Below are 20560 nucleotides of genomic sequence, written 5' to 3' on the forward strand. Positions count from 1 at the left end.
GATAGGGCCTCCGTCCCGTAAGGTCTGCGGTGAACGATGGCAAGCGGAGGAAGCCGGTGCGAATCCGGCGCGGTCCCGCCACTGTGACCGGGGAGCGAACCCCACCACAAGGCCACTGTCGGAAGACGGGAAGGCCGGGGTGAGCGTCGATCCGGGAGCCAGGAGACTCCTGCCGTCGTGCCGCCACGACCCGGGGCGAGGACCCCGAGGGAGGACACTGCCTTGCGCACGGACGAGCCGCTCATTGTGCTGTTGTCCACGTCGGACACCGATCTGCTGAGCGCGCGCGCCAGCGGCGCGGCGTTCCGGCCGGGCAACCCGGCCCGGCTCGCCGTGGACGACCTGCCGGCGCTGGTCGAGGGGGCCGACCTCGTGGTCGTCCGGCTGCTCGGCGGGCGGCGCGCCTGGGAGGACGGGCTGGACGCCCTGCTCGCGGGCCCGCGCCCGGTAGTCGTCCTCGGCGGCGAGCAGGCCCCGGACGCCGAGCTGATGGAGCTGTCCACGGTGAGTGGCGGCGTGTGCGCCGAGGCGCACGCCTATCTCGCGCACGGCGGCCCCGCCAACCTCGCCGAGCTGCACGCGTTCCTGTCGGACACGGTCCTGCTGACCGGTCGCGGCTTCGCGGCCCCGGCCGCCACCCCCAACTGGGGCGTCCTCGAACGCGACGCCCGGCCCGGCGACGGCCCGGTGATCGGCGTGCTCTATTACCGGGCGCACCACATGGCGGGCAACACCGGCTTCGTCACCGCGCTGTGCGACGCGGTCGAGGACGCGGGCGGCCGGGCGCTGCCCGTCTTCTGCTCCTCGCTGCGCACCGCCGAGCCCGAGCTGCTCGACGTGCTGCGCCGCGCGGACGCCCTCGTCGTGACCGTGCTCGCGGCGGGCGGCTCACGGCCCGCGACCGCGTCGGCGGGTGGGGACGACGCGGCCTGGGACGTCGGCGCGCTCGCCGACCTCGACGTGCCCATCCTGCAGGGCCTGTGCCTGACGACCAGCCGCGCCGACTGGGAGGCCAACGACGACGGCCTGTCCCCGCTGGACGCCGCCTCGCAGGTCGCGATCCCCGAGTTCGACGGGCGGATCATCACAGTGCCGTTCTCGTTCAAGGAGATCGACGACGACGGCCTGACCGTCTACGTCGCCGACCCCGAACGTGCGGCCCGGGTCGCGGGCATCGCCGTCCGGCACGGCCTGCTGCGTCACGTGCCCCCGCCGGACAAGAAGCTCGTCGTGATGCTGTCGGCGTACCCGACGAAGAACTCGCGGGTCGGCAACGCCGTCGGCCTGGACACCCCGGCCAGCACGGTCAAGCTGCTGGCCCGCCTGGCCGAGGAGGGCTACGACCTCGGCGACGGCTTCCCCGGCCAGGCCGCGCAGGACGGCGACGCCCTGATCCACGCGCTCATCGCCGCGGGCGGCCAGGACCAGGACTGGCTCACCGAGGAGCAGCTCGCCGCCAATCCCGTGCGCATCCCCGCCGAGACCTACCGCGCCTGGTACGACACCCTGCCCGACGACCTGCGCGCCGGCGTGGAACGCCACTGGGGCGCCCCGCCCGGCGAGCTGTTCGTCCACGACGGCGACATCGTGCTCGCGGCGCTGCGCAGCGGGAACGTCGTGGTGATGGTCCAGCCCCCGCGCGGCTTCGGGGAGAACCCGATCGCGATCTACCACGACCCCGACCTGCCGCCGAGCCATCACTACCTGGCGGCGTACCGGTGGCTGTCGGCTGGGGAAGGCACAGGGTTCGGCGCGCACGCCATGATCCACGTCGGCAAGCACGGCAACCTGGAGTGGCTGCCCGGCAAGTCGGCGGGCCTGTCGGCGTCCTGCGGCACCGACGCGGCGATCGGCGACCTCCCGCTCGTCTACCCCTTCCTGGTGAACGACCCCGGCGAGGGCACCCAGGCCAAGCGCCGGGCGCACGCCGTGCTCGTGGACCACCTGGTGCCGCCGATGGCCAGGGCCGAGACCTACGGCGACATCGCCCGCCTGGAGCAGCTCCTCGACGAGCACGCGACGATCGCGGCGATGGACCCGGCGAAGCTGCCCGCGATCCGCGCCCAGATCTGGACCCTCATCCAGGCCGCCCGCCTCGACCACGACCTCGGCCTGAGCGAGCGCCCGCACGACGCCGAGTTCGACGAGTTCATCCTGCATGTGGACGGCTGGCTCTGCGAGGTCAAGGACGCCCAGATCCGCGACGGCCTGCACGTCCTCGGCGCGGCCCCGACCGGCGAGGCCCGCGTGAACCTCGTGCTGGCCATGTTGCGCGCCCGCCAGATGTGGGCCGGCCGCGAGACCCTGCCCGGCCTGCGCGAGGCGCTCGGCCTGTCCGAGGACGGCAGCGCCGCGACCGGCGCCGTGGACCGCGTCGAGGCCGAGGCCCGCGCGCTCGTCACCGCCATGGAGGAACGCGGCTGGGACCCGGCCGCCGTCGCCGGCGTCACGGACGACCCGGAGGTCGCGCGGGTGCTGACGTTCGCGGCGACCGAGGTGGTGCCGCGGCTCGCGCGTACCACCGACGAACTCGACCACGTGCTGCACGCGCTCGCCGGTGGATATGTGCCCGCCGGGCCGTCCGGGTCGCCGCTGCGCGGCCTGATCAACGTGCTGCCGACAGGCCGCAACTTCTACTCCGTCGACCCGCGCGCCGTGCCGAGCCGCCTCGCCTGGGAGACCGGGCAGGCCATGGCCGACTCCCTGCTGGCCCGCTACCGCGCGGAGACCGGCGAGTGGCCGCGCTCGGTCGGGCTGTCGGTGTGGGGGACCAGCGCCATGCGCACCGCCGGTGACGACATCGCCGAGGTGCTCGCGCTGCTCGGCGTACGGCCCGTCTGGGACGAGGCGTCGCGGCGCGTCACCGCGCTCGAACCGGTGCCGCTGGACGAGCTGGGCCGCCCGCGCGTAGATGTGACGGTGCGCATCAGCGGGTTCTTCAGGGACGCGTTCCCGCACGTGGTGGCGATGCTCGACGACGCCGTCCGGCTCGTCGCGGGGCTCGGCGAGAGCCCCGAGGACAACTACGTGCGCGCCCACGTGGACGCCGACCGGGCCGCGCACGGCGACGCCAGGCGTGCGACGCTGCGCGTGTTCGGGTCGCGTCCCGGCGCGTACGGCGCGGGCCTGCTGCCGCTCATCGACAGCGGCAACTGGCGCGACGACGCCGACCTCGCCGAGGTGTACGCCGTCTGGGGCGGCTACGCCTACGGCCGCGACCTCGACGGCGCGCCCGCCCGCGAGGACATGGAGAACGCCTACCGCCGCATCGCCGTCGCCGCCAAGAACGTGGACACCCGCGAACACGACATCGCCGACTCCGACGACTACTTCCAGTACCACGGCGGCATGATCGCGACCGTCCGCGCGCTGACGGGCCGCGCGCCCGCCGCGTACGTGGGGGACAGCACCCGCCCCGACGCCGTCCGCACCCGGACCCTGTCGGAGGAGACCGCGCGGATCTTCCGCGCCCGGGTCGTCAACCCCAACTGGCTCGCCGCGATGCGCCGCCACGGCTACAAGGGCGCGTTCGAGCTGGCCGCGACGGTGGACTACCTGTTCGGCTACGACGCCACCACCGGCGTCGTGGCCGACTGGATGTACGACACGCTCGCCTCGACGTACGTGCTCGACCCGGTCAACCGCGACTTCATGGCCAAGTCCAACCCGTGGGCGCTGCACGGCATCGCGCAGCGCCTGCTCGAGGCCGCCGAGCGGCGCATGTGGGAGCACCCCGACCCCGACGTGCTCGCCGGGCTGCGCGACGCCTACCTCGCGATCGAGGGCGACCTGGAGGAGGGCTCGGCGTAGGCCAGCAGCCGCCGCGGGAGTCGGGGCACGCCCGCCCAGTGCAGGTGCAGGTACGACGCGGTGAGCCGGGCGTCGCCGGCCCCGTCGGCCCCGTCCCGCCACCGGAAGACGGGTTCCCCGCCGCCGGTGACCGTGGTCCGGTGGAACTCGTGGCCGCGGAACCGCTCGCCCTGCCGGGTCAGCAGCGTGTCGCGTACGGCCACGGCGTCGCGGTAGCCCAGCGTCAGCCGGTCGGTCATCCGCCCCACGCCCGGCACCCGGCCGCACATCGGACGGCCGTCCAGCTCCTCGCACAGATAGAGCAGTCCCGCGCACTCGGCCGCCACGGGGCCGGGGAAGGCCGCCACTTCGGCGCGGAGCCGCTCGTTGGCCGACAGTTCCGCCGCGTACACCTCGGGGAAACCGCCGCCCACGACCAGCGCGGACGCGCCCTCGGGCAGAGACTCGTCGCGGACCGGATCGAACACGGCGACCTCGGCCCCGGCGGCGGCCAGCATCTCGACGTGCTCGGCGTAGCCGAACGTGAACGCCGCACCGCCCGCGACCGCCACCACCCGCCGTCCGCCGGGCTCGTGTCCGTCCGACGGGTCCCACGGTTCTCCGGTGAGCGGGGACGCCGTCGCGGCGAGGCGTACGAGACCGTCCAGATCGCACGAGCCAGCCACGAGCGCGCCGAGCCGGTCCACCGCCGACACGGCGGCGGGCAGCCGCTCGGCCGCCGGGACCAGCCCGAGGTGCCGCGACGGCGTCATCACGTCGTCGTCGCGGTAGACCGCTCCCAGCACCGGGACCCCGGTCTCCTCCAGCGCGGCCCGGCACAGCTCCTCGTGGCGCGCCGACCCGAGACGGTTCAGCACCACGCCCGCCACCCGCACCCGCGCGTCGAACGTCGCGAACCCGTGCACCAGCGCGGCCACCGACCTGCTCTGCTTCCCGGCGTCCACGACGAGCACCACGGGCGCGCCGAGCAGCCGCGCCACGTGCGCGGTCGAGGCGAAGTCGCCCTCGCCGCGCCCGTCGAACAGCCCCATCACGCCCTCGACGACCGCGATGTCACAGCCGGCCGAACCGTGCAGGAACAGCGGCGTCACCCGGTCCTCGCCGGTCAGCCAGGGGTCGAGGTTGCGGCCGGGACGCCCGGCGGCCAGCGTGTGATAGCCGGGGTCGATGTAGTCGGGCCCCACCTTGAACGGCGCGACGCGCAGCCCGCGCGCCGTCAGCGCCGCCATCAGCCCGGTGGCCACGGTCGTCTTGCCGCTTCCCGAGGCCGGGGCCGCGACCACGAGACGTGGGACGCCGGTCACCACTCGATGCCCTTCTGACCCTTCTGCCCGGCGTCCATGGGGTGGCGGACCTTGCCCATCTCGGTGACGAGGTCCGCGGCCTCGACGAGCCCGGCCGGGGCGTCGCGGCCGGTGATGACGACATGTTGCGAACCCGGTCGACCGGCGAGCGCCGAGATCACGTCGTCGAGGTCGATCCATCCCCACTTGAGCGGATAGGTGAACTCGTCCAGCACGTAGAACCGGTAGGTCTCCGCCGCGAGGTCGCGCTTGATCTGCTCCCAGCCCTCGCGCGCGTCGGCCGCGTGGTCGGCCTCGGTGCCCGGCCGCTGGATCCACGACCAGCCCTCGCCCATCTTGTGCCAGGCCACCGTGCCGCCCTCGCCGCTCGCGCCCAGCACGGTCAGCGCGCGCTCCTCGCCGACCCGCCATTTGGCCGACTTCACGAACTGGAACACCCCGATCGGCCAGCCCTGGTTCCAGGCGCGCAGCGCCATCCCGAACGCGGCCGTCGACTTGCCCTTCCCCGGACCCGTGTGGACCATGAGCAGCGGCCTCGTCCGGCGCTGCCGGGTCGTCAGGCCGTCGTCCGGTACGTTCTCCGGTTTGCCCTGTGGCATGTCAGCTCGCCTTCCTTCGATCGCGTACGAGATCACCGAGCGACTCCAGCGGAAGCACTCGCGCGCCCAGTCGCAGGGCGAGCGCGTGCGCCATGCCCAGACGGACCGGGCCGCTCTCGCAGTCCACGACCACCGAGGTCACACCGGCGAGCGCGGCGGCCGCGCGGGTCACGTCGCCGCCGGAGGTCGCGCGGCCGTCGGTCACGACGACCAGCAGGGGGCGGCGGTCGGGGTCGCGGAGCCGTTCCACGCGGAGCACGTCGGCGGCGGTGGCCAGGCCCTCGGCGAGGGGGGTGCGGCCACCCGTCGGGAGCGTCCGGAGGCGGGCCGCGCCCGCTTCGACCGACGAGGTCGGGGGGAGCGCGACCGTCGCGTCCGCTCCCCGGAAGACGACGAGGCCGACCTTGTCCCTGCGCTGATACGCGTCCAGCAGCAGGCTCAGCACCGCCGTCTTGACGGCCGTCATCCGCCTGCGCGCGCCCATCGAGCCGCTGGCGTCCACCACGAACAGGACGAGGTTGCCTTCGCGGCCTTCGCGGATGGGCTCGCGGAGGTCCTCCCGCTTGAGGATCAGGCCGGGGCCGCGCCTGCCGCGGGGGAGCTGGTACGGCGCGGCGGCGAGGAGGGTCGCGGGGAGGTCGATGGCGGCGGGGCCGGCGCCGGTCGGGACGCGGGCCCCGATCGTCCGGCCCTGCCGTCCCCGGCCACTCGACCGCCGCCCCGCGACGCCCGCCCCGACTCCGGCCACCTTGAGTACGGGAACGCGGAAGGGAGCACCGACCGCGGCCACGTCTTGGGTGCGGTCGTCGGGGCCGGTGGCGGAGCCGGACCCTTCGGGGGCGCTCGGAGTGCCTTCGGGGGCGCCTTCGGGAGCGCCGTCGCCGGCCCCGGTGCCGGCCCCCGAGCCGCCGGAGTCACCCGGCCCCTCGGGACGGCCGGGGCTGGAGCCGGGCCCACCGGAGTCATCGGGATCCTCAGGACCCTCGGGATGCTCGGGATCCTCCGGGGCGGCGGGCTCGGTCTGGTCCAGGAGCTCGTCGAGAAGACGCTCGTCCAAGCCGGGCGCGTCGAACGGGTCCCGGCGGCGACGGTGGGGCAGTGCCAGCCGGGCCGCCACCCGGACGTCCTCCCGGGTCACCACATCCCGGCCCTGCCAGGCCGCGTGCGCGACCGCCGCGTGCGCCGTGACGAGATCGGCCCGCAGCCCGTCCACCTCGAACCCCGCGCAGACGGCCGTGATCTGCCGCAGCCGCGAATCGGGCAGCCGTACCGACCCGAGGGCGGCACGGGCACGCGCGATCCGTCCGGCCAGGGCCGCCTCCTCCGCGGCCCAGTGCGCGGCGAACCCCTCCGGATCGGCGTCGAACGCGAACCGCCGCCGCACCACCTCGGCCCGCTCGTCCGGCTCCCGCGTCGCGCGCACCTCAACGGTCAGCCCGAACCGGTCGAGCAACTGCGGCCGCAGCTCGCCCTCCTCCGGATTCATGGTCCCCACGAGCAGAAACCGCGCGGCATGCCGAATCGAAACGGTCTCCCGCTCGACGTAGCAGACCCCGAGCGCGGCCGCGTCGAGCAGCAGGTCCACGAGGTGGTCGTGCAGCAGGTTGACCTCGTCCACGTAGAGCACGCCGCGATGGGCCGCCGCGAGCAGCCCCGGCTCGAACGCCTTCACGCCCTCGGTCAGCGCCCGTTCCAGATCGAGCGAACCGACCAGTCGGTCCTCGGAGGCCCCCACCGGAAGCTCGACGAGGGACGCCGCCCGCATCGCTCCGGCCGCGTCGGGCTCGTGCGGCCCGTCGGGGCAGCCGGGGTCGGGTGCCCCGGGGTCGCAGTGGAACCGGCACCCCGCCACCACTGCGACCTGCGGCAACTGCGCCGCCAGCGCGCGCACGATCGTGGACTTCGCGGTTCCCTTCTCCCCGCGGACGAGAACGCCGCCGACCCGGGACGAGACCGCGTTCAGCACGAGGGCCAGCTTCAGATCGGCGAGTCCGACGACGGCGCTGAACGGATAGGTGGGGTTCACAGGGCGGCCTTCCGGTTGACGTACGCGATCCGCCAGCCGCCGTGCCGGGCGGCCAGCTCGGTGCAGGACAGCGGGGCGATGTCGAAGGACGCGGCCCGCGTCGCGGTCAGGCCGAGCGCGTGCGCGAGCGCGGCCCGGATGGGCCCGGCGTCGCAGACGGCGACCACGCGGGCGGCATCCGCCTGTACCGACTCCAGCCACGCGGCCACCCGCGCGCCCAGCTCGGCGAGACTCTCCCCGCCGTGCGGGGCGGCGTCGGGGTCGGTCAGCCAGGCGCCGAGCCCCTCGGGTTCGGCCTCCGCGATCTCCGCGAACGGCCTCCCCGCCCACGTGCCGTAATCGGCCTCGGCGAGCGCGCCGGCCACGACCGGCTCCCGCCCGGACGCGGCCCGCGCGGTCGCCACGGCCGCGGGCCAGGGCGCGGAGAAGACCAGCGCGTCGTCGGGGAGGGCCAGTGCGGCGGCGGCCTGGGCCAGCCCCGACGGATCGCCCTCCTCCGGCGCGGGGAAACAGGCGCGCCGCGTGCCCGGCGTCCCCGCCTGGCGGATGATCAGCATCAGACCGCACCGGGCGGCAGGGTCGGCAGGCCCGGCGTGGGCCCACTCTCGATGAGCGAGACCAGTGCGTCGGTATCGACGTTCCGCTCAACGAGGTCCCCGAGCGCGTCCAGCCGCGCCTCCCGCAGCCGCGCGAACGACAGCGACGGGTCGCCCTGGAACTCCCGCCCCGCCGCCCGCGCCACCTCCCCGAGGAAGGCTCGCCGGAACCCGTCGTTCTCCAGCGCGCCGTGCCAGGTCGTGCCCCACACGTTTCCGGCGCGGCACCCGTCGAGGAACGGCTCACCGCCGTCGCGGGTGACGATCCCGTGGTGGATCTCGTACGCGCGTATTGGATGCCCGTAGCCCTCGCCGACCGGCCGCCCGAGCGTCTTCTCCGTCCCGAACACGACGTCGGCGGGGAGCAGCCCCAGGCCGGGCACCGTGCCCGCGCCGGACTCCACATGGTCGGTGATGGTGCGGGCGAGCATCTGGTACCCACCGCAGATCCCCAGCACCGGACCCGTCCTGCGGGCGACGAGGTCGGCGATGCCGGTGTCGCGCAGCCAGGCCAGATCGTGCACCGTGGCTCGCGAGCCCGGCAGAACCAGCAGGTCGGCGTCGGCGCAGGCGGCGGGTGACGTGGCGAAGCCGACCGTGACCCCCGGCTCGGCGGCCAGTGCGTCCACGTCGGTGAAGTTGGAGATGCGCGGATAGCGCACGACGGTCACCCGCAACGCGCCGTCAACCGCCGCGCTCCCCGTGTCGACGGGCCGGTTGTCGAGCGACAGCGAGTCCTCGACATCCATCCAAAGCCCGTCGAGCCACGGCACAACCCCGTAGACCCGGCGTCCGGTCAGCCCTTCGATCATGTCCAGCCCAGGCGCGAGCAGCTCTCGCGCGCCCCGGAACTTGTTCACAATAAAACCGGAAATATGCGCCTGGTCGGCGGCGTCGAGCAGGGCGACCGTGCCGTACAGGTGCGCGAAGACGCCGCCGCGGTCGATGTCGCCCACGACGAGCACAGGCAGCCCGACGGCTCTGGCCAGCCCCATGTTCGCGATGTCCCCGGCCCGGAGGTTGATCTCGGCAGGTGACCCCGCCCCCTCGCAGACCACCACGTCGAACTCGTCGGCCAGCCGCCGGTACGACTCCACGGCGATCGCGCGCAGCTCGTCGCGGCGCGCGCGGTATTCCAGGGCGTCCACGTCCGCGATCGGCCTTCCGCGCACGACGACCTGGCTGCGGCGGTCGCTGCCCGGCTTGAGCAGGATCGGGTTCATGTCGGCCGTCGGCTCCAGCCCGCAGGCGGCCGCCTGCACGGCCTGCGCCCGTCCGATCTCCGCGCCGTCGGCGGTGACGTAGGAGTTCAGTGACATGTTCTGCGCCTTGAACGGCGCGACCCGTACGCCGCGGCGGGCCAGCCACCGGCACAGGCCGGCCACCAGCACGCTCTTCCCCGCGTCGGAGGTGGTGCCCGCGACGAGCAGGCCGCCGCCGGCCGCCACGTCAGGCGGTGGAGCGCGAAACCGGCAGTGAGGCGCGTCTGCGCAGGCCTGTCCGGGCCATGGCATGTCCCCCCTGGGGGTGTCCGCGCCCCCGGTAGAAGGTCCGACGGCCGGAGTATCCTGGCTCCCGGATCGGCGCTTCCCCCAGCCTTCCCGCCCGTGCTGGGCAGTGGCGTGGGTGAGGGTCGCTCCCCGGTGACAGTGGCGGGACCGCGCCGGATTCACACCGGCTTCCTCCGCGTCCGTCGCTTACGGTGGTCAACATACACCTCGGTGTCAGATATGCCGCAAGTGGGGCGCTACGTGCGCTTGAGTGTGGCGATCATGTAGAACGGCTCGTTCTTCGTCCACTTGTTCTCGCCGTGCCCGTTGTAGTCGAACGTCATCGTCCCGTTGTCGTGGACCGTCAGGTAGATCGTGCCGTTGCGGACGCAGTTGCCCCGCATCGACACCCGCTTCAGCCGCACCGTCGTCCCGCTGACCACCTGAAGCCTGGACGTGCCCACGCACCGGTAGTCGACGAATTGCTCGGTGACGGTGCTGCCGCTCTTCGGCACAGTCAGCACGAGCGTGTCGTACGCGCCGGGCTGGTAGTCCACCCTGCCGCGCCACACGCCCGCGAAGCGTGCGGTGAAGCGCAGGGGCTCGCGCGCGGCGGGCGTCCGGCTGGGAGAGGGACTGGTTGACGGGCTGGGTGAGGGATGGGGACCCGCCGCCGGAGTGAGCGTGACGGCGGCGACCGCCGTGTGCCGCGCGTCACCGCCGGCGGCGCCTTCGGACGGCAGCACGGACAGCAGCACGCCCCCCGTCGTCGCGGCCGCGAGCGTGACCGCCGCCCCCGCGAGCAGCCCCCGGCGGCGGCCGGCGCCGTGCCGTGCGGGGACGGTGTCCGGCCCCTGATACGCGGGAGGCCGTGTGGCGGCGAGCACGCCCGGGACGTCCCCGGAGGTCCCCTCCGGAACCGCGCCGAGCAGCCGCATCGTGAGGTCGAGGATGCCCGGGCGCTCCGCGGGGTTCTTGCGCAGGGCCAGCGCGACGATGGAGCGCAACGGCTCTTCCAGGTCGCCGAGGTCGGGCTCCTTTGTGAGCACGCGGTTCAGCACGGCGGGCAGCGCGTCGTCGCCGAACGGCGGCCTGCCGGTGGCGGCGAACACCATCACGCAGCCCCACGCGAACACGTCCCAGGCGGGCGCGGGCGGCTCGCCGGCGATCTGCTCGGGCGCCATGTAGGCGGGCGTGCCGACCATGCTGCCGCTCGCCGTGGTCGCGCCGAGATGGCGGGCGACCCCGAAGTCGACGACCCTCGGGCCGTCGGACCCCAGCAGCACGTTGGCGGGCTTGAAGTCGCGATGGACGATCCCGGCCTGGTGCACGGCGGCGAGTGCGGTCGCGGTCGCCACGGCCAGCCGGTGCAGCGCGGGCCCCGACCGCCGTCCCGCCTGCTGCAGCGAGGGGCCCTCCACGTACTCGCTCACGACGTAGGGCCGCGGGCCGTCGAGGTCGAAGTCGAGGACCCGGGCCACGCAGAACTGCGCGACCCGCCGCGCGGCGGCGATCTCCCGCGCGAAGCGGCGGCGGGCGTCCTCATCCCCCGACCAGCCCTCATGCAGCAGCTTGACCGCCACGGGCGTGCCCTCGGCCGTGCGGCCGAGGTAGACCACCCCCTGGCCGCCCGCGCCGAGGCGGCCCTCCAGCCGATAGCCGCCGATCTCGGCCGGATCTCCCGTGAGCAACGGCCCCACCGCAGGCATGCAGCCCTCCTCGGCCCGTTTTCCCTCACTTTAGATGAATAGAACGCTGGTGCTGTTCGATCATGCTTGCCATGATGCCGAGATGAACGCGGTGAGGATGGTGCGAGCGCGGCTGCCGCTGGTGGTCAGGCGCGCGCTGGCCGAGCCGCTGCTGCTGGCCGCCGCGTTCGGCTCCATCCTGCTCGCCACCACGGCGATCTCGGCCCTCCTGCTGCACGCGGGGTCGGCGACCCAGGCGGGTGTGCGGCGGGCCCTGGAGACGGCGCCGCCCGCCGCCACCGCCACCGTCGTCACCTCCTCGGTCACGGCCGGGGACTTCGCCGGCGTCGACCGGGCCGTCCGGGCGGGGATCGCCCACGCCCACGGGGAGGTGCCCGTACGGGTCGCCGTGCGCGTCGAGTCCGCCTCCTACGCGCTGAAGGGACAGGATCGCGGCGATCAGCCCGTCCTGACCCGGTTCGCCATGTACGAGGGGCTGGACGGCCAGGCGGATCTGGTGAGCGGCGGCTGGCCAGAGGAGAGAACGGCAGCGGAGGGCGGGCCGCGAGTGGGGGTGGCGCTCTCGGAGCCGGCCGCGCGGGCGATGGGCGTGTCCACCGGTGACGAGTTCACCGTCGTGGGACGCCTGGACGGTAAACCGGCCCCCGTGCGCGTCACCGGCGTCTTCCGGCTGCGCGACCCCGACGACCCGCGCTGGAAGGGGGAGGAACTGCTGCGCTACGGCACGCAAACCGGCGACTTCACCTCCCGGGGGCCTCTGGTCGTGCCGGCCGGCACCTTCCTCGGCCGGTTCGCGACCGGCGTCTCGGCCCGCTGGCTCGCCGAACCCGACCTGCGCCGGCTTCCCCCTGACCGGCTGCGGCCGTTCTCGGCGTCGGTCGCCGGGGTCTCCGCCGACGTGCGGGCCGGCTGCCCCCGGTGCACGGTCGCCGAGACGCTGTCCGGCACGCTGCTGCGGCTCGACCGCGGCGCCCTGGTCGCCCGCTCGACCATGCTGGTGCCGGTGCTCCAACTGCTGGTGCTGGGCGCGTACGCGCTGGCGCTGACCGCGCGGCTGCTCGCCGAGCACCGCCGGATGGAGACGGCCCTGCTGCGATCGAGGGGCGGCGGGTCGCCGCGGCTCGCCGCCATGGCGGCGGGGGAGGCGCTGCTGATCGCGCTGCCCTGCGCGCCTGCGGCGCCGTTCCTCGCGCCCGTCCTCCTGCGGCTGGTGAACGCGTTCCCCTGGATCGAGGCCACCGGCGTGGAGCCGCCCCGCGCGCCCGACGGGGCCACGTTCGCGGTCGCGGCGGCGGTCGCGCTCGCCTGCGCCGTCATGCTGGCCGCTCCGCCCCTGCTCGCCGCCCGCCGCACGTATGTCGAGGAGCAGGCGGTGCGCGGACGCGCCGACCGGCCGGGCCTGATCCAGCGGGCCGGGGCCGACGTGGCGCTGCTCGTCCTCGCGGCGCTCGCCGTCTGGCGCCTGCGCGGCCAGGACGCGTCGGAGACCGCGCGGCTCGGCGGCGAGCTCGGGCTCGACCCGCTCGTCGGGGCGGGGCCGGCGCTCGCCCTGCTCTGCGGCGGGATGGCCGCCCTGCGGCTGGTGCCCGCCGTCGCCAGGGTCGCCGAGCGGGCGACGCGGCGGCGCCCCGGGTTCGGGCCGGCCCTGGCCGCCCGGCAGGTGAGCCGGCGTCCGGCCCGCTACTCGGGGCCGGCGCTGCTGTTGACGATGGCGATGGCGATCGGCGTGCTGTCCCTGACCACCGCCGCGACCTGGCGCGGCGCCCAGGAGGACCGGGCCAGGCATCTCGCCGGCGCCGACCTGCGTGTCCCGGCCCTCCCGGGGGACGACGCGCAGACCTTCACCACGCTGCCGGGGGTCGCGGCGGCCGTGCCCGCGCACCGCGCCACGGTCGTCGCGGACGGCGCGGACGCCACCCTGATCGCCGCGGACGCGGCGGAGCTGGGCCGTGTCCTGCTGCTGCGCCCCGACCTGTCGGAGCTGTCGCCTGCCACGCTGGCGTCCCGGATCGCCGGTTCCGCCGAACAGCCGCTTCCGGTCGTGGCGACCCGAGGACTGGCGGACGCCACCAGGATCACGGCAGGAACTGCGGCGATCCCGGTCCGGGTCGTGGGCGTCGTCGCGGCGATGCCCGGCACGCCGGAGGGCACCCCGGCCCTGCTCGCCGACCTTACGGCGCTGCGGGGGAAAGGCCCCGAGGGGCAGGTGACGGAGTGGTGGCTGGCCGCCGACGGGCACGACACCGCGCGGGCCGCCGCCGCGCTGGCCGCTTCTGGGCGAGCCCGTGGTGACCTCGTCGACGTGGCCTCGCTCACCGCCGGCCTCAGGGACGACCCCACGGCGGCCGGCCTCCAGGGCGCGCTGCTGCTCGGCTTCGCGGCGGCGCTGGCGTTCGCCGTGCTGGGGTTCCTGGTCAACGCGGCGGTGTCGGCGCGCGAGCGCAGGGGCGAGTTCGCCGTTCTCGGCGCGCTCGGCGTGAGCTTCCGGCAGACGCTCGGCCTGCTCGCCGCCGAGCAGTCGTTCGTCATCGGGCTTTCGCTGGCCGGCGGAGTGGCGCTCGCCGTGGCCGTCTCCGCGGCGGTGGTGCCGCCGATGGTGACCGCCGGGTACGCGACCGGGGGCGGGCTGCCCGTGCTGCTGCACGTTCCGTGGCCTCAGGCGGCGGCGCTGGCCGTCGCGGTCCTCGCGGTGCTCCTCGTGATCGTGGCCGGGCTCGCGCGGTCGCTGCACCGCCGCGAGCCGGCCGCCGCGCTGCATGCGGGGGAGGCGTCGTGATCCGTCTGCTGGGGGTGCACAGGGGTGTGGCGGCGCTGCTGGCCGCGCTGGTGTTCGGCGCCGCCCTGGTCGTCTCGGCCCTGCCCCGGATGGTCGAGTCGTCCCTCGACGCGGCCGCCAGGTCGGTCATCGGCTCCGCGCCGCCCGTCACGGCCTCGCTGGCGGTCCAGTTCACCCGGCGTTTCGACCTGACGCCGATGCGGACGACGGCCGAGGTGGCCGAGGCGGACACCGCCTGGCGCGCGCTGCTCCCCCCGGCGCTGCGGGAGGTCGCCGACCCCGCGCCGCACTTCGACGTCGTAGCCCCGCCGCTGCTCATCAACGAGCAGACGCACCGGTATCTGACGTTGAAGTGGGTGTCCGGGGCGGACCGGCGGGTGCGGTACGTCGAGGGCGGCCCCCCGGGCCCCGGCTCCGGCACGCGTCTCGAGGTGGCCGTCCCCGCCGTCGCCGCGACGGAGATGTCCATCAAGACGGGTGACACGCTCCGCCTCGGCGGGTTGACCGCGAAGGTCGCCGGCCTGTTCGAGCCGGCGCGTCCCGCCGACCGGTTCTGGGCCGTCGAGCCGGAACTCACCTACGTCATCCACCAGCGCGTGCCGCTCGCCACGGAGGACGACCTGATCGTCACCGCGCTCACCGACGGCGACAGCCTCGCGGGCGCCGAACTGCCGATGGTCTTCCGATGGCTCCTGACCCCGGCGCCGGACCGGATCACCGCGGGCAACGCGGCGGACGTGCTCGCCGCCACGGAGGAGTTCGGCCGCCGCCTGGGCAAGCAGGATCTCGAACTCGCCCTGTCGACCGGCTTCGACCGCATCCTGCGGGAGTACCTGGACCGGCTGGCCGTCACCCGCGCGATGATCACGGTGTTCCTGAGCGGGCTGGCCGTCGTGTGCCTGAGCACCACGGCCCTGGCCGTGCTGCTGCTCGTCCGGCGGGTGCACGGCGACCTGCTGCTGATGCGCGCCCGCGGTGCGTCCCTGGCCCAGGTCGTGCTCAACTGCGGCGGAGCGGTCGCGCTCGCGGCGGGGCCGGCCGCTGCGGCGGGCCAGCTGGCCGCGGGCTTCGTGCCGGGCGCCCCGACGGCGGTCGCGCGGCTGGGACCGGCCGCGCTGGCGGCGGGGACCGTCGCGATCGCCTGCGCCGCCGTCGTGCTGCGTCAGTCCCCAGGATGGCAGTCCACGAGACGGCGGGCCCAGGGATGGCGGAGCGGGAGCACGGCCCGCCGGATCGTGATGGAGATCCTGGTGCTCGTGCTCGCCGTGGCGAGCGTCCAGCTCCTGCGCACCCGCGGCCTCGGCACCGGCGACACCTTCCTCGCGCTGGCGCCCGTGCTGCTGGCGCTGGCCGCCGCGCTGCTGGTGCTGCGCGCCGGCCCCGCAGTGATCCACCTGGCCTTCCGGGCCGCCGCCCGGCGCACCGCCGCCGTGCCGTTCCTCGGGCTCGCCGCCGCCCGGGCCGTGCCGGGCGCCGCGCTGCCGGTGCTCACGCTGCTGCCGGCCGTCGCGCTGGCGGCGTACGGCATGGTCACCGCCGGAGGGCTGGAGGCGGCCCAGCGGCAGGCGGCGTGGGAGCGGACCGGCGCCGAGATCAGGGTGGAGCGCGCGCAGGGCATCGCCCCGGAGACGGTGGAACAGATCGTCAACGCGCCGGGCGTCAGGGGGGTCGTCCCGGCCGCGGTCGGGACGACGGTCGCCGAGGTGGGCTTCGGCGGGCGGCCCGCCACGGTCGTCGCGGTCGATCTCGACGCCTACCGCCGGCTGGTCGCGGGCAGCCTGGTGGGTCTGCCGGACCGGCCGGCCGGGGCGAAGGGCGCGCTGGTGTCGCACGACCTGTCCGCCATGCGGAGCTTCGAGATCGGCTGGCCCGCGCAGATGACGGTCACCCCGGCGGGGACCGTCGACGCGATGCCCGGGGTGCGGACGGGCGACGGCGCCCTCATCGTCCTCCCCACGGCTCCCGAGCATGTCAACACGCTGCTGATCGCGGGAGACGCCGGCGCGGTCAGGCCGCTGCTGCCGTCCGGTGCGCGCATGACCACCGTGGCGGGCGCACTCGCCGAGATCACCGGGACGCCGCTGACCGCGGCGCTGACCGCCGCGCTGCGCGTCGCCGCCGCGGCGCTGGCCGCGTACGCGCTGGCGGCCGTCGCGATCGCCCTGACCGGAGGGGCGGCCCGGCGCACGGAGGACCTCGGGCTGCTGCGCGCACTCGGTCTCACCCGCAGGCAGGCCGGACTGATCACCGTCCTGGAGGCGGCTCCGCTGCTCGTCCTGACCGCCGTCGCCGGGCTGGCGGCCGGTCTCGCCATGCCGGCGCTGCTCGGGGCCGGCATCGACCTGTCGGCGTACGCGGGCGGGCGTCCCGGCGCCCTGGCGGCCGGCACGGTCCTGCCCGTCCTGCCCGGCGTTCTGGCCGCCGGGGTCGCCGCCGTCGCCCTCGCGGGCGCCTACCTGGGAGGAAGCCGTGGACACGCTGGCTGACCTGGAGGCCCGGGCCACGCGGGGCGGTCCCGCGTTCGGCGCGGATGCCCACATCCTGTGCGACAACCTCGTGCGGATCTACAAGACCGAGGGCTCCGCCGCGGTCGAGGTGGTCGCCCTGCAGGGCCTCGACCTGCTCATCGGCCGGGGTGAGCTGGTGGCGATCGTCGGGGCCTCGGGATCGGGCAAGTCGACGCTGCTCAACATCCTGTCGGGGCTCGACGTGCCGACGGCCGGGCTGGCCCGGGTCGCCGGGATCGACCTGCTGTCCATGACCCCGCGCGACCGCCTCCGCTACCGGCGGTCGGTCGTGGGCTTCGTCTGGCAGCAGACCGCCCGCAACCTGCTGCCGTACCTCACGGCGCGGGAGAACGTCATGCTCCCCATGCGGCTGGCGGGCGGCACGTCCCGGCGGGCCAGGTCGTCCCGTACGGACGAGCTGCTGGAGCTGACGGGGATGGCGGACCGCGCGGACCGGCGGCCCGGGGAGATGTCCGGCGGCGAACAGCAGCGGGTGGCGGTCGCCGTCGCCCTGGCCAACGCGCCCGAGGTGGTGCTCGCCGACGAGCCCACCGGGGAGCTGGACAGCGAGAACGCCGAGACGGTCTTCGGCGTGCTGCGCCACGCCAACCGGGAGCTCGGCGTCACGACCGTCGTCGTGACGCACGACCCGATGGTGTCGGAGCAGGTCGACAGGACCATCGGCATCAGGGACGGCCGCACCTCCAGTGAGACGTTCCGCCGCACCTCCTCCGACGGGAGGGTGGTCGCCGAGGAGTACGCGGTGCTGGACCGGGCGGGGCGCCTGCAACTGCCGAGGGAGTTCATCAACGCCCTGTCCATGGAGCACCGGGTGCGCCTGGAGCTCGAACGCGACCACATCGGGGTCTGGCCCTCGGGGGTGGAGGAAGAGACGAATGAGTGAGCCGCTGGTCGTCGTCGAGGGCCTGCGCAAGACCTACCCCAAGGGCGTGCGCGCCCTGAGAGGAGTCTCCTTCGAGGCTCACCCCGGCGAGCTGGTCGCAATCCGCGGGCGTTCAGGCGCGGGCAAGACGACGCTGCTCAACCTGGTCGGCGGCCTGGACCGGCCCGACGAGGGGCGGGTGCGGGTGGCCGGGCAGTCCGTGCCTGAACTGCCCGAGGAGGGTCTGCTGCGGCTGCGCCGCGACGTCGTCGGGTTCGTCTTCCAGTCGTTCCGGCTGATCCCGGTGCTGTCGGCCGCGGAGAACGTGGGCGTGCCGCTGCGCCTGGCACGCGTTTCCGCCAAGGACAGGGAGGAGCGGGTCAAGGTGCTGCTGTCCCTGGTCGGGCTGTCCGATCAGGCCGAGCAGCGGCCCTACGAGCTGTCGGGCGGCCAGCAGCAGCGCGTGGCCATCGCCAGGGCCCTGGCCAACCGGCCCCGCCTGCTGCTCGCCGACGAGCCGACCGGTCAGCTCGACTCCCAGACCGCCCGCCAGATCATGGAACTGCTCCGGGTGCTCGTCCGGGGCGAGGGCGTCACCGCCCTGGTGGCCACGCACGACGTGGGCCTCGTCGGCCTGGCCGACCGCGTGCTGGAGCTCAAGGACGGCGAGTTCCTCTCCTAGAGTCAGGTCCAGGGGAGGGCGGCGCGGCGGGCCCAGTAGGTCTCGGCGTCCTCCGCGAGCCCGGCGAGCGCCTTCTCGGCCTCGTCGTCCCAGGCGACGGCGAGCGCCGCCAGGTTCTCGGCGAGCTGGGTGGTCGTGGCCGCGCCGCTCAGCACGACCCCCGCCCACGGGCGGGCGAGCACGGCGGCGAGCGCCAGGGCGTCGGGGGTGACGCCGCGTTCGCGTGCGGCGAGCGCGAGGGCCGGCGGGGCGCCGCGGGCGGTCAGCCTGCCGTTGGCCACGCCCTCCTTGACGATCACGTCCAGGCCGGCGGCGTGCGCCCGGGCCAGGGCCTCACCCGCCGAGCGCTCCAGCAGGTTCCACGTGGACTGCACGGTGTCGAAGAGCCCGGTCGCGACCGCCCTGTCGATCGTCGCGGCCTGGCCGGGGCCGGTGGTGGACAGGCCCACGGCGACGCCCTCGGCGCGCAGGGCGCGCAACTCGCCGAGGACCTCCTCGTCGTCGAGCACCCCGCTCTCGACCGTGGCGGAATGGATCTGGTAGAGCGACAGGTGGTCGCCGAGCAGCTCCCGGGTCTCGCCGAGCTGGCGACGCAGCCGCGCGGCCGACAGGTCCTTCTCCTCGTGACGGTCGGCGTCCATCCGCCAGCCGCCGACGTACTCGTACCCCCACTTCGACCCGACCGCGACCTCGCCGGGCCGGATGCCCCGGTCGGCCAGCCAGCCCGCGAGGAACGCCTCCGCCAGGCCGTAGGAGCGGGCCGCGTCGTAGTAGCGCACGCCCGCCGCCCGGGCGGCGTCCAGCACCTCCCAGGTGCGCGCCCGCATCGCCGCCACGTCGCGGTCGCCGCCGAGGTCCTCGTCCCGGCCCAGCGTGATGTACGCGGGGCGGCCGAGCGCGGCGAGCCCGAGACCCATCTCCTGCACCCATTTCCGCATGGGGCACCACGTTAGGAGACACGTGTGGTCAGGTGGCGGCCGGGGTATGCCGACAAGTCCAGCCGGCCTGTGGGTTCGAGCCCGAGGTGGTGGGAGCGTGACGGAACCGGTTGCAGAGGGAGTGCGGACCACGGCGGACCTGCTCGCCCGGACGCGCGACCTGGTGGAGCCCGCCCTGCGCCGCGCGGTCGACACCCTGCCTCCGCCGATGCGCCGGATGGCGGGATACCACTTCGGATGGTGGGACGCGCGGGAGCGGCCGGTGCGGGCGGGCGGGGGCAAGGTCCTGCGGCCCGCGTTCACGCTGCTTGCGGCGGAGGGCACCGGGGGAGACGTGGACGCGGCGCTGCCCGCCGCCGTCGCGGTCGAGCTGGTGCACAACTTCTCCCTCGTCCACGACGACGTGATGGACGGCGACGCGGTCCGCCGCCACCGCCCCACGGTCTGGAACGTCTTCGGGCGCTCCGAGGCGATCCTGGCCGGCGACTCCCTGCTGGCGCTGGCCTTCGCCGCGCTCGCCGGGGGCGGCAGGCTCGCCGACAGCCCGCGCACGCTGGCCCGGTGCGTCCAGTCGCTGCTGGACGGCCAGAGCGCCGACCTCGGCTTCGAGAAGCGCGCGGACGTGAGCTTGGGGGAGTGCGTGCGCATGGCGGAGGGCAAGACGGGCGCGTTGTTCGGATGCGCCTGCGCCCTCGGCGCGCTGCACGGCGGTGCCGCCACCGAGCAGGTGGCCTTCCTGCGGGTGTTCGGCGAGCGTGTGGGGCTGGCGTTCCAGATAGTCGACGATCTGCTGGGCATCTGGGGCGATCCGGCCGTCACCGGCAAGCCCGTCCACTCCGACCTGCGCAACCGGAAGAAGTCCCTGCCGGTCGTCGCCGCGCTGACGTCGGGCACGCCGGCGGGCTGCGCGCTCGCCGCGCTCTACCGCCGCCCGCTCGCGCAGGCCGATCTTCCGAGGGCGGCGCGGCTGGTGGACGAGGCGGGCGGGCGGGCGTGGAGCCTCGCCAGGGTGGACGATCTGCTGTCCGAGGCGCTGGAGGCGTTGCGGTCGGCGGAGCCGGCGCCCGGGCCGGCGGCGGGTCTCGAGGCCCTGGCCCGCCTCGCGGCCGACCGCGACCGCTGATGACAAAGAGCGCGTCATTGTCCGCACCGCGGATCGATTGATGGTGTTGGGCACAACGGGTCGCGGGTACGGACGGGTGCATCACCCGCGTCGGAGACGGATGTGCGCACCGGCTTG

Annotated in this window: 13 protein-coding genes and 2 riboswitches; of the genes, 6 read left to right on the forward strand and 7 right to left on the reverse strand. The window is 74.9% G+C overall.

Annotated elements, in window-relative coordinates; translation table 11 throughout:
* Window positions 1–46: 46 nt before the first annotated feature.
* Window positions 47–169: riboswitch (cobalamin riboswitch) on the forward strand.
* Window positions 170–222: 53 nt separating this feature from the next.
* The gene (gene cobN / locus ACQEVJ_RS21125; RefSeq protein ID WP_433103541.1) at window positions 223–3810 is read left to right on the forward strand and encodes a cobaltochelatase subunit CobN; all 3588 of its coding nucleotides are present in this window, start codon (window positions 223–225) and stop codon (window positions 3808–3810) included.
* Here the strand turns inward: cobN and ACQEVJ_RS21130 are convergent.
* The 6 genes from ACQEVJ_RS21130 to ACQEVJ_RS21155 all read right to left on the reverse strand — a co-directional run bounded on the left by ACQEVJ_RS21130 (window position 3768) and on the right by ACQEVJ_RS21155 (window position 11534).
* Entirely contained in the window at window positions 3768–5114 is a 1347-nt protein-coding gene (locus tag ACQEVJ_RS21130; protein ID WP_433103543.1) for a cobyrinate a,c-diamide synthase, read from the reverse strand. The genes cobN and ACQEVJ_RS21130 overlap by 43 nt on opposite strands.
* Window positions 5111–5713 carry a cob(I)yrinic acid a,c-diamide adenosyltransferase gene (cobO, locus tag ACQEVJ_RS21135; protein ID WP_139572288.1) on the reverse strand — a complete coding sequence of 201 codons (603 nt, stop codon included), beginning with the start codon at window positions 5711–5713 and terminating at the stop codon, window positions 5111–5113. Before cobO ends, ACQEVJ_RS21130 begins: the two co-directional genes overlap by 4 nt.
* A gap of 1 nt (window position 5714) precedes the next feature.
* On the reverse strand, window positions 5715–7739 hold the full coding sequence (locus ACQEVJ_RS21140; protein WP_433103545.1) for a VWA domain-containing protein: 2025 nt from the start codon (window positions 7737–7739) through the stop codon (window positions 5715–5717).
* Window positions 7736–8296, reverse strand: coding sequence for a histidine phosphatase family protein (locus tag ACQEVJ_RS21145; protein ID WP_433103547.1), 561 nt, complete (start codon window positions 8294–8296; stop codon window positions 7736–7738). Before ACQEVJ_RS21145 ends, ACQEVJ_RS21140 begins: the two co-directional genes overlap by 4 nt.
* Window positions 8296–9783 (reverse strand): cobyric acid synthase, encoded by a 1488-nt coding sequence (locus ACQEVJ_RS21150; RefSeq protein ID WP_433103549.1) that lies wholly within the window; start codon window positions 9781–9783, stop codon window positions 8296–8298. The genes ACQEVJ_RS21145 and ACQEVJ_RS21150 overlap by 1 nt, the downstream gene beginning before the upstream one ends.
* A 113-nt stretch (window positions 9784–9896) precedes the next feature.
* Window positions 9897–10020: riboswitch (cobalamin riboswitch) on the reverse strand.
* 62 nt (window positions 10021–10082) lie between these two features.
* Window positions 10083–11534 (reverse strand): serine/threonine-protein kinase, encoded by a 1452-nt coding sequence (locus ACQEVJ_RS21155; protein WP_433103551.1) that lies wholly within the window; start codon window positions 11532–11534, stop codon window positions 10083–10085.
* An 82-nt stretch (window positions 11535–11616) separates the two neighbouring features.
* Between ACQEVJ_RS21155 and ACQEVJ_RS21160 the strand changes: the two genes are divergently transcribed.
* The 4 genes from ACQEVJ_RS21160 to ACQEVJ_RS21175 are packed head-to-tail and all read left to right on the forward strand — an operon-like array spanning window position 11617 to window position 18382.
* Window positions 11617–14310, forward strand: a complete 2694-nt coding sequence (locus ACQEVJ_RS21160; RefSeq protein ID WP_433103553.1) for an FtsX-like permease family protein — start codon at window positions 11617–11619, stop codon at window positions 14308–14310.
* Complete coding sequence (locus tag ACQEVJ_RS21165; RefSeq protein WP_433103555.1) at window positions 14307–16796, forward strand: FtsX-like permease family protein; 2490 nt, start codon at window positions 14307–14309, stop codon at window positions 16794–16796. Before ACQEVJ_RS21160 ends, ACQEVJ_RS21165 begins: the two co-directional genes overlap by 4 nt.
* Window positions 16780–17721, forward strand: coding sequence for an ABC transporter ATP-binding protein (locus tag ACQEVJ_RS21170; RefSeq protein ID WP_433103557.1), 942 nt, complete (start codon window positions 16780–16782; stop codon window positions 17719–17721). Before ACQEVJ_RS21165 ends, ACQEVJ_RS21170 begins: the two co-directional genes overlap by 17 nt.
* Complete coding sequence (locus tag ACQEVJ_RS21175; RefSeq protein ID WP_433103559.1) at window positions 17714–18382, forward strand: ABC transporter ATP-binding protein; 669 nt, start codon at window positions 17714–17716, stop codon at window positions 18380–18382. Before ACQEVJ_RS21170 ends, ACQEVJ_RS21175 begins: the two co-directional genes overlap by 8 nt.
* Before the next feature lie 2 nt (window positions 18383–18384).
* On the opposite strand, the gene ACQEVJ_RS21180 is transcribed toward ACQEVJ_RS21175, so the two are convergent.
* Window positions 18385–19320, reverse strand: coding sequence for an aldo/keto reductase (locus ACQEVJ_RS21180; protein WP_433103561.1), 936 nt, complete (start codon window positions 19318–19320; stop codon window positions 18385–18387).
* Window positions 19321–19366: 46 nt separating this feature from the next.
* Here ACQEVJ_RS21180 and ACQEVJ_RS21185 point away from each other — a divergent pair, with 46 nt between their 5' ends.
* On the forward strand, window positions 19367–20443 hold the full coding sequence (locus ACQEVJ_RS21185; RefSeq protein ID WP_433103563.1) for a family 2 encapsulin nanocompartment cargo protein polyprenyl transferase: 1077 nt from the start codon (window positions 19367–19369) through the stop codon (window positions 20441–20443).
* Window positions 20444–20560: the final 117 nt, after the last annotated feature.

This window comes from Microbispora sp. CA-102843 (assembly GCF_050936215.1).
GTDB lineage: Bacteria > Actinomycetota > Actinomycetes > Streptosporangiales > Streptosporangiaceae > Microbispora.

What these genes read in the sequence shown, in the direction of transcription:
- cobO (WP_139572288.1), bottom strand. Translation starts at nt 5,713, where the DNA reads ATGCCACAGGGCAAACCGGAGAACGTACCGGACGACGGCCTGACGACC.
- ACQEVJ_RS21145 (WP_433103547.1), bottom strand. Translation starts at nt 8,296, where the DNA reads ATGCTGATCATCCGCCAGGCGGGGACGCCGGGCACGCGGCGCGCCTGT.
- ACQEVJ_RS21155 (WP_433103551.1), bottom strand. Translation starts at nt 11,534, where the DNA reads ATGCCTGCGGTGGGGCCGTTGCTCACGGGAGATCCGGCCGAGATCGGC.
- ACQEVJ_RS21160 (WP_433103553.1), top strand. Translation starts at nt 11,617, where the DNA reads ATGAACGCGGTGAGGATGGTGCGAGCGCGGCTGCCGCTGGTGGTCAGG.
- ACQEVJ_RS21175 (WP_433103559.1), top strand. Translation starts at nt 17,714, where the DNA reads ATGAGTGAGCCGCTGGTCGTCGTCGAGGGCCTGCGCAAGACCTACCCC.
- ACQEVJ_RS21180 (WP_433103561.1), bottom strand. Translation starts at nt 19,320, where the DNA reads ATGCGGAAATGGGTGCAGGAGATGGGTCTCGGGCTCGCCGCGCTCGGC.
- ACQEVJ_RS21185 (WP_433103563.1), top strand. Translation starts at nt 19,367, where the DNA reads ATGCCGACAAGTCCAGCCGGCCTGTGGGTTCGAGCCCGAGGTGGTGGG.